A 9,289-nucleotide genomic window follows, 5' to 3' on the forward strand; every position below is an offset into this window, starting at 1 on the left:
GCTCAAATTTCGAGCTGGCTGCCGAGCTCGACGACCCGGTTGGTCGGGAGCTTGAAGAACTGCATGGCGCTTTCGGAATTGCGCATCATCCACGCGAACAGTTTTTCGCGCCACAGCGCCATTCCCGGCCGAGAGGAGGCGATCAGCTTCTGCCGGCCTAGAAAGAAGCTGGTATCCATCATCTTGAACTTCGCTCCGCAGCTGTCGAGGGTGCGCAGCGCCGCGGGTACGTCCACTTCTTCCATGAAGCCGTAGCGCAGAGTGACCCGGAAGAAGCCGCCTCCCGCCTCTACGACGTCCACCCGTTGCTCCTCCGGCACGTGCGGCACTTGCTCCACGACCACAGTCATGATCAAAACACGTTCGTGCAGAACCTTGTTGTGCTTGATGTTGTGGAGGAGCGCGGAGGGTACGCCTTCCGGTGACGAAGAGAGAAACACCGCGGTGCCGGGCACGCGCCCGGCCGAGCCGGTGGCAGACTGGATGAAAACCTCCAGGGGCATCGCCCCTTCGTCCATCCGCGCGCGCATCAGCTTGCGCCCCGCAGCCCAGGTGGTGAGCAGGGTGAAAGCGACCGCCCCGACGACCAGAGGGAACCAGCCGCCGTCCGGTATCTTGGCGAGGTTTGACGCGAAATAGGTGCCATCGATGAGCAGGAACAGCAAGGTGACGCCGCCGGCGAGCCACTTGTTCCAGCGCCAGACGCTGAACAGAAGCAGGCCCAGCATGCAGGTGGTGATAAACATCGTGCCAGTGACAGCGATGCCGTAGGCTGAGGCGAGGTTCGTCGACTGACGGAACATCAGGACAAGGGCTATCACCAAGATCAGCATCGCCCAATTGACCGCCGGGATGTAGATTTGGCCGTGGGCCTTTTCGCTGGTGTGGCGGATGTTGAAGCGGGGCAGGAATCCAAGCTGGACGGCCTGCTGCGTTACCGAAAAGGCGCCAGAGATAACGGCTTGACTGGCGATGATGGTGGCCATGGTGGCAATTGCGACGAGGGGCAGGCGCGCCCACTCTGGCGCCATCAAGTAGAACGGATTGGCGGCAGCCTCCGGGCTGTCGAGCAGCAGCGCGCCCTGCCCCATGTAATTGAGCAGCAGGCAGGGAAATGCGACCCAGAGCCAGGCGAAGGCTATAGGACGGCGGCCGAAATGGCCCATGTCCGCGTAGATCGCCTCGGCCCCGGTAACGGCGAGGACCACCGAGCCGAGCGCCAAAAACGCTAAACCGGGGTCGAGCGCAAAGAAATTGACCGCCCACACAGGGTTGACGACGCCCAGAATTTCGGGATGCGCGATGATGTTGGCGATGCCGAGGAACGCCAGCGTCGCAAAATAGATGAGCACCACTGGTCCGAAGATTACGCCCACCTTGGCGGTGCCGTGGGACTGAATGAAGAAAAGTCCGACCAGGATGCCGATCGAGATCGGAAGCACCAGTGGCTCCAGCCCGGCCTGGACGACGATAAGTCCTTCAACGGCCGAAAGCACCGAGATGGCTGGAGTTATGATGGCATCGCCGTAGAATAACGCTGTAGCGAGTACGCCGAGCAGGACCATGCTTTTTGCGCGTCGGCTGCCCGGCAGCTTGCGGGACAGCAAAGCGAGCAAGGCAAGCGAACCTCCCTCGCCGCGATTGTCAGCGCGAAGGATGATGAACACATATTTGATCGTGACGATCAGCGTCAGCGACCAGAAGATCAGAGACAGGACGCCGTAGATGTGGGCGGCGTCGACGGCAAGCGGGTGCGGACCTACAAAAGATTCCTTGAGTGCGTAGAGGGGCGAGGTTCCGATATCGCCAAAGACGACGCCGATCGCGCCGAGTGCCAATGCGGGCATTCTCTCCCGCGGCGGGTTAGGTTCGGCAGGGCGTGAGACGTCGGAGGCAGGCGTATCGGCGGCCATTGTTGAACCTTTTACATCGTCGAAGAGGTCGTCGCTTCTCAGCCACAAGCGCGTAAAGCTTCCATGTGAAGCATGCGTGGGTGCATAAGGATTCCGTAAAGGTCGGATGCGCTGGGCTCGACGCCAGGAGCGAACGGGTGGCAAGCCGGAGCAGAAGACCAGCACCGATCGGGGAACCTGTGACGGGACAAGGAACGCGTGCAGTGCACTGGGCCGGCCAAAGCCGCCGCGGCAGCTATGCCGTCATGCTCTTGATGGTGGCGGCGGCAACCCTTGCCGGGCTGGTTCTCCCCGGCCGGGTCGGGTCGGCCGGCGCCGACCTGTTATACCTCCTGCCCGTTCTGGCTGCCTCGATCCTGTACGGGCTGCGGCAAGGCATGGCCGCCAGCATCTGCTCAGCGCTCGCTTACAACTTCTTCTTCACCGAGCCGCTTCACTCCCTTCATATTAGCGATCCGGGCAACATTCTGACCGTGCTGATCCTGCTCGCCGTGGCTAGCGTCTCCAGTCAGCTTGCCGGCCGCATGCGGACTTCGGCACGTGCGGCGCAGGAAAGCGCCGCGCTGAACGCTACACTAGTCGGTTTCGCGCGGCGGCTGATTGGCTGCGCCGGGGAGCAAGACGTTGGAGAGGCGATATGCGCCGAAACGGGCAAACTGTTCGCGCTCAACACAATGTATCTCTCTCGCACAGGTGGTGCGCTCGCGCCGAGTGCCGGGGAGTCCGGCATCCCTTTGAGCAGCATCGATATGGCCGCCGCGGGCGAAGCAGAAGCGCTCGGATTAACGACCGGACGCGGCACCGGACGCTACAATGCCGCCGACTGGACATTTTTCCCTTTGAATGCGGGCGACCGCGTCGTGGCGCTTTTTGCCATCGCGAAGGACGACGGAACGGAGCCCATCGCACCAGGCAGAATGCCGCTGTTGGAGAGCATGCTGGATCAGGCGGCACTGGCGCTCGAACGGGTCAGGCTGGAGGCAGAGATGCAGGGGGTCTCTCAATTGCGCGACCGTGATCGCCTGCGGGGCGCCTTGCTGTCTTCGGTCGGCCATGATCTCCGGACGCCTTTAACAGCAATTCTAGCTTCGGCAGCCGAACTTAAGCGCCGCAACGGCGGCAGCGGCGATCTGGCTGACGCGCTGGAAAGTGAGGCGCTTCGCCTCGATCGCCTGATTGGCAATCTGCTGGACATGGTGCGCGTCGAAGCGGGTGCGATCCGCCTTAATCTGGAGCCGATTGACCTCACCGATGCGATCGCGAGCGCCGCCGAGGACGTCCGGCATAGCCTTGCCGCCCTAGATTTTTCTGTTGCGGTGCCGCCGGACCTGCCGCTCGTCACGGCTGACCCGCAACTTCTTCACCATTGCCTCATCAACCTGCTGGAGAATGCAGCCCGCCACGCACCGGCCGGCTCGACCGTTACCGCGTCGGCTCGTGAATGCGGCGATTGGCTGGAACTGGCGGTTACCGATCAGGGCTCCGGCATTCCGAAGGGAATGGAGGAAATGATATTCGAGCGCTTTACCCGCATGACCGGCTCGGACAGGGATGGGGGCACCGGGCTTGGCTTGGCGATCGTGAAAGGATTTGCCGACGCTATGGGGCTGGAAGTTCGTGCCGCAGGCCGGGGCGGCTTACCGGGCGCGGAGCTCGTCATACGCTTTCCTGACTCGAAGCTGGTCAGGCTTTCCGAGGTGGCGTGCGGATGAGGGCTGATGCCAAGATACTGATCGTTGACGACGAGCATCAAATCCGCCGCCTGCTTCGTTCTGCTCTGTCGCGTTCGAACTATGCCTGCGTTGAAGCGGAGGACGGGCGCGAACTCGTCAACGCGCTATCGATCGACAAGCCCGATCTGGTTCTTCTCGATCTAGGCCTGCCAGATCGCGACGGGCTAGAACTGATCCCCCTCATCAAGAAAGCAGGATCAGCCAAGATCATCGTAGTGACGGCGCGCGAGCAGACGCAGGAGAAGATCGCGGCCTTGGACCTTGGTGCTGATGATTATGTCACCAAACCCTTCGACACCGACGAACTGCTTGCCAGGATTCGTGCCGCTCTGCGCCAGCGACTGTTCAGCGATGAGGCACGCTCTAAACTTAGGTGCGGCAATGTGGAAATCGAGCTCGCGCGCCGATCCGTCCGCCGAGACGGCGTGGAAGTTCATCTATCACCGAAGGAGTTTGGCGTTCTCATCGAACTTGCGGCAGCTCCAGGGCGGGTGATCACCCACCGTCGCCTGCTGACGTCGGTATGGGGCCCCGCACAAGCCGATCGCGCCGAGTATCTGCGGGTGGTGATGCGCAGCTTACGTCAGAAGCTGGAGCAGGAACCCGCTCGGCCCAAGCTTCTCCTTAATGAACCCGGTGTTGGGTATCGGCTGAGAGCGAGCGACGCAGACAACTGAGAAAGTTCGATGATGAGATCTCTGGCAACGTAGCTTGGCTGGTCGGAGAGGCCCGCAATGAGTCGAAGCCGACATAGATATGCGCGCCCGGCGAAGGGCGGCTTCTGCGGCTTCGTTACTAAAAGCTGCCGGACCGGTATCGGCCACAACGGGACGTGCGCTCGCCAGCGGAACCCGTTATCCGTGTACTAATTTGTGTCCCGATTTTTGTTGCGATACCGGTTTGTACTGCTAAGCTGTTGATAGGCTGTGGCTTTCTGCGGCCCTCGGTTGGCCCCATGCGGCTTTTGGTACCGGCATTCGCAGGTTCGAATCCTGCCGCCCCAGCCAGTTCCGCAACCTGCGCGCGCGTCTACAAGGAACCGAAAAGGCTCAACCTCCGGAGACTTCCGGACCCTGATTCTGCCAGCCGCCGCCGAGGGCGAGGAAGACCGAGATCAGGTTCGCCGAACGTTGCGCCTCCGCCTGGGCGAGCGCGGCTTCGGTCTGGGCGAGGGAGCGCTCTGCCTCGAGGACCAGCTGGAAGCTCTCCCGGCCGGCCTGGTAGCGGAGCCTCGCGACCCGGGCCGCTTCGGCGCTGTTGTCGCGCGCGCGGGCTAGGATCTGTGCCCGGTCGAGTGCGCCGGCATAGCGGGCAAGGGCGCTCTCCGTCTCCTCGAGCGCTCCCAGCCAGGTTCCGTCGAAACGCGCCAGCGCCGCCCGGGCGGCGGCTTCGGCCTGCGCGATCCGGCTTCGTGCCACCGCCCGGTTCGGGAAGGTCCAGCTGATCAGCGGTCCGAGCCCGAAGCGGAGACCCGAACCGGAAGCGAGCCCGCCAAGGGAATCGGCGGTCGAACCCGCCGAGAGGCCGAGCCTGATGTCGGGATAGAGCTCGGCCGTCGCCACCCCGATGCGCGCGGTCGCCGCGGCGAGCTCGCGCTCCGCCCGCCGGATGTCCGGCCGCCGGGCGAGGAGCGAGGCTCCGCTTCCGACCGGGATCGGCTGCGAAAGCGCCGGCGGAGCGCTGCACGCCGCCGCCGCCGGGGGAAACTCCGCGGGAGGGCGCCCGGTCAGCACGGACAGCCGGTACAATGCCGCCCGGCGCTCGCCCTCCAGCGTCGGCAGCTGCGCCCGGGTCTGTTCGAGCAGCGAGCCGGCCTGGGCGGTGTCGAGCGCCGTTCCCCTGCCGCCGGCGACCAGCCGCCGCGTGAGGTCGAACGTCCGCTCCTGGATTTGGACGCTGTCGCGAGCGACCTGCAGCTGGCGCCCGAAATTACAGGCGTCGGAATAGGCTCTGGCCGTTTCCGCCGCGACCGAGATCCGGGTCACGTCGAAGGCGGCCTGGACCGCTTCGACATCGGCCCTGCCCGCTTCAGTGGCCCGGCGGATCCGGCCGAACAGATCGAGCTGGTAGCCGACGTCGAGGCCGGCGTCGAAGATCGAATCCGCCCCCCCGGGGCCGGGCTCGTCGGCATAGGTCGCGCCGCCCGAAAGGTTCGTCGTCGGAAGCCGGCCGGCCCGCGTTTCGCGAAGCACCGCCCGCGCCTGGGCGAGGTTCGCCGCCGCCACCCGCAAATCGCTATTGGCCGCGAGCGCCTGCTCCACGAGGCGGTCGAGCACCGGATCGCGGAGCAGGCTCCACCAGCGGCCCGGAGGCTCGTCGCCGGTGAAGGCGGGGGACGAGGCGCCGACGAATCCCACCTGTGCAGGAGCGGCGGGCGCGGGCGCCCGGTAATCGGGCCCGACGGTGGTGCAGGCGGCGAGCGCGACGGCTCCGAGCGCCGGCGGCAGAAGCTTGCGGATCATGATGCGGCTCCGTCTTCGAGCAGCGGATCGCGCGCGGGGCCGCCGTAGGAGGTGGGGTAGATCGTCTCCTTCTCCGGCCGCTTGGGCAGGAAGCGGCCGAGCCCGCGGGCGACGACGTAGAAGACGGGGGTGAAGATGAGGCCGAAGATCGTCACTCCGAGCATTCCGAAGCTCACCGCCGTGCCCAGCGCCTGCCGCATCTCCGCCCCCGGACCGACCGCGATGGCGAGCGGGATGACTCCGAATATGAAGGCGAAGCTCGTCATCAGGATCGGCCTCAGCCGCGAGCTCGAGGCGCCGACCGCGGCGTCGAAGCGGTCCATGCCCTGCTCCTCCTCGGCCTGCTTGGCGAACTCGACGATCAGGATGGCGTTCTTCGCCGCCAGCGCGACCAGCACGACGAGGCCGACCTGAGTGAGGATGTTGTTGTCCATCCCCCTCAGGAGCACGCCGGCGAGCGCCGCGAGGATGCACATCGGCACGATCAGGATCACCGCCAGCGGCAGCGTCAGGGCCTCGTACTGGGCGGCGAGCACCAGGAAGACGAAGACCACGGCCAGCAGGAAGATGAGGGCCGAGCTGCTGCCCGCCGCCTGCTCCTGATAGGCAAGCCCGGTCCACTCGTAGCTCATGCCCGGCGGAAGCGCCTGGCCGGCAAGCTCGCCCATGACCCGCAGCGCGTCGCCGGAAGAGACTCCCGGCGCCGCCTGGCCCTGAAGCTCCACCGCCGGAAACAGATTGTAGCGCACCACCCGCGAAGGCCCGCTGTCGTTGCGCAGCGTCGCCACCGAGGACAGGGGCACCATCGCGCCGGTCGCCGACCGCACCTGCAGCCGTCCGATGTCGGAGAGGTCGTCGCGCGCCGTCGGCTCGGCCTGGGCGGTGACCCGGAAGGTCCGGCCGAGCAGGTTGAAATCGTTGACGTAGGTCGATCCGAGATAGGTGCCGAGCGCCTCGTAGACCTGCGCCGGCTGCACTCCCAAAAGCTGCGCTCTGTCCCTGTCGACATCCGCCTGGATCCGCGGGGAGCCGGTATTGAACAGCGAGAAGACCTGGGCCACTTCCTGCTTCTGGGCGGCCGCGCCCATCATCGCGAAGGTCGCGCCTTCCAGCGCCTGGTAACCGGCGCCGGTGCGGTCCTGGATCATCATCGTGAAGCCGTTGCCGGTGCCGAGGCCGGGGACCGCGGGCGGGGCGATGACGAAGACATTGGCTTCCTCGATGGCCCCGCCCATCGCCATGGTCAGCGTCTTGGACAGCTCGTCTGCGGACAGCGCGTTTCCGTCCCGGTCCGCCCAGTCGCTCAGCTTCATGAACATCGTGCCGGCGTTGGACGATTGCGAGAAGCTCGCTCCGTCGAGACCGGCGAAAGTCGCCGCGTCGACGACTCCGTGGGTCTTGCGCGCGATCTGGTAGGCGCGGTCCAGCACTTCGCTGGTCCGCTCGAGCGAGGAGCCCGGCGGCAGCTGGACGACTCCGATGAGGACGCCCTGATCCTGCTCGGGGATGAAGCCGGTCGGCGTGGAGGTGAGAGTCACTCCGGTCAGCGCGAGCAGGCCGGCGTAGATGGCGAGCATCACCGCCGACTTCCTGACCACGCGGGCGGTGAAGCGCCCGTAGCGGTCCGACAGCCAGTCGAAACCGGCGTTGAACCTGGCGCCCGCCCAGCGCAGCGGCCGGGTGAAGCGGCTCCCCGCCGATTGATGCTCCCGATGCGGCTTGAGGAGCAGGGCCGCCATCGCCGGCGACAAGGTCAGCGAAACGATCAGCGAAATGACCGACGCCGCGGCGATCGTCACCGCGAATTGCCGGTAGAAGATGCCCGGGATGCCCGAGACGAAGGCGGTCGGGATGAACACCGCGGTCAGCACCAGGCCGATGGCGATCAGTGCGCCGGATACCTCGCGCATGGTCCGGTGGGCCGCCTCGCGCGGGGTAAGGCCGTTGCGGATATGCTTCTCCACCGCCTCGACCACGACGATGGCGTCGTCGACGACGATGCCAACGGCCAGGACGAGGGCGAACAGCGAAAGAGAGTTGATCGAGAAGCCGAGCACGAGCTGGATTGCGAAGGTGCCGATCAGGGCGACCGGAATGGCGAGGATCGGGATGATCGCCGCGCGCCAGGTCTGCAGGAAGATGAGGACGACGAGCACCACGAGGACGATCGCCTCGAGCAGCGTTTCCTGGACCCCTTCCACGGATGCGGCGACATATTCGGTGGGGTTGTAGGGAATGGAATATTGGACCCCCGGCGGGAAGGTCCTCGAGGCTTCCTTGACCTCGTCGAGCACCAGCTCGGCCGCGTCGAGCGCGTTGGAGCCCGGCTGCTGGATGATCGCCAGGGCGACTCCGCGCTTGCCGGTGAAGGAGCCGCGGATACCATATTCCTGGCTTCCGAGCTCGACCCGGCCGATGTCCCGGACTCGGGTGATCGCGCCCGATGAGTCGGTCTTGATGACCACGTCGGCGAACTGGGCCGGGTCGTTCAGGCGCCCCTGAACCTCGATCGGAAGCTGGAAGGCGGGGTTGCCGTTGGCGTAAGGCGGCTCGCCCAGGGCGCCGCCCGCGACCTGAACGTTTTGGGTCCGAAGCGCGGTGACGATCTCGCCCGCGGTAAGGTTGCGTGCCGCCGCGCGGTCCGGATCGATCCAGATCCGCATCGCGTAATTGCCGCCGCCGAACACCTGCACCCCGCCGACGCCCTCCAGGCGGAGCAGCCGGTCGCGAAGGTTCGTATTGGCGAAATTGCCGATATAGTCGACGTCGAGGTTCGGATCGGTCGAGGTCAGAGCGACGATCATCAGGAAGCCGCTCGACGCCTTGTTCACCGTCACTCCGATCTGGCGCACCTGCTCGGGAAGGCGCGGCTCGGCGAGCGCGACCCGGTTCTGGACCAGCACCTGCGCGGCATCGAGGTTGGTGCCGGCCTCGAACGTGACGGTGATCCCCGCCGCGCCGTTGGTGGACGAGGAGGACATGTAGAGCATGCCCTCGACGCCGTTCACCTCCTGCTCGATCGGCGCCGCCACCGTCTCGGCCATCGTTTCGGCCGAGGCGCCCGGATAGGCTGTGTTGATCGTGATCGTCGGCGGAGCGATCTCGGGATATTGCGAAAGCGAGAGCTGCGGATAGGCGAAGGCGCCGATCAGGGTGATGAAGACGGCAATCACCGCGGCAA

At 65.5% G+C, this 9,289-nt stretch carries 5 protein-coding genes; 2 read left to right on the forward strand and 3 right to left on the reverse strand.

What is annotated here, in order from left to right; genetic code table 11:
- Positions 1 to 2 precede the first annotated feature (2 nt).
- A complete protein-coding gene (locus VF631_RS04080) occupies positions 3 to 1,913 on the reverse strand; it encodes a potassium transporter Kup (RefSeq protein WP_431848997.1) in 1,911 nt (636 codons plus the stop codon).
- 245 nt (positions 1,914 to 2,158) lie between these two features.
- On the opposite strand from VF631_RS04080, the gene VF631_RS04085 reads away from it, so the two are divergent.
- A complete protein-coding gene (locus VF631_RS04085) occupies positions 2,159 to 3,625 on the forward strand; it encodes a sensor histidine kinase (RefSeq protein ID WP_431849002.1) in 1,467 nt (488 codons plus the stop codon).
- Complete coding sequence (locus tag VF631_RS04090) at positions 3,622 to 4,323, forward strand: response regulator (RefSeq protein WP_431848998.1); 702 nt, start codon at positions 3,622 to 3,624, stop codon at positions 4,321 to 4,323. The genes VF631_RS04085 and VF631_RS04090 overlap by 4 nt, the downstream gene beginning before the upstream one ends.
- Before the next feature lie 372 nt (positions 4,324 to 4,695).
- Here VF631_RS04090 and VF631_RS04095 read toward each other — a convergent pair whose 3' ends face one another.
- On the reverse strand, positions 4,696 to 6,108 hold the full coding sequence (locus VF631_RS04095; protein WP_431848999.1) for an efflux transporter outer membrane subunit: 1,413 nt from the start codon (positions 6,106 to 6,108) through the stop codon (positions 4,696 to 4,698).
- The coding region (locus VF631_RS04100) for an efflux RND transporter permease subunit (protein ID WP_431849000.1) at positions 6,105 to 9,289 on the reverse strand (3,185 nt) is incomplete at its 5' end. The genes VF631_RS04100 and VF631_RS04095, both read right to left, overlap by 4 nt.

It is taken from the genome of Allosphingosinicella sp., from assembly GCF_036387615.1.
Taxonomy (GTDB): domain Bacteria; phylum Pseudomonadota; class Alphaproteobacteria; order Sphingomonadales; family Sphingomonadaceae; genus Allosphingosinicella.

Coding starts and splice junctions, on each gene's coding strand:
- VF631_RS04080 (WP_431848997.1), bottom strand. CDS start 1,913: ATGGCCGCCGATACGCCTGCCTCCGACGTCTCACGCCCTGCCGAACCT.
- VF631_RS04085 (WP_431849002.1), top strand. CDS start 2,159: ATGCTCTTGATGGTGGCGGCGGCAACCCTTGCCGGGCTGGTTCTCCCC.
- VF631_RS04090 (WP_431848998.1), top strand. CDS start 3,622: ATGAGGGCTGATGCCAAGATACTGATCGTTGACGACGAGCATCAAATC.
- VF631_RS04095 (WP_431848999.1), bottom strand. CDS start 6,108: ATGATCCGCAAGCTTCTGCCGCCGGCGCTCGGAGCCGTCGCGCTCGCC.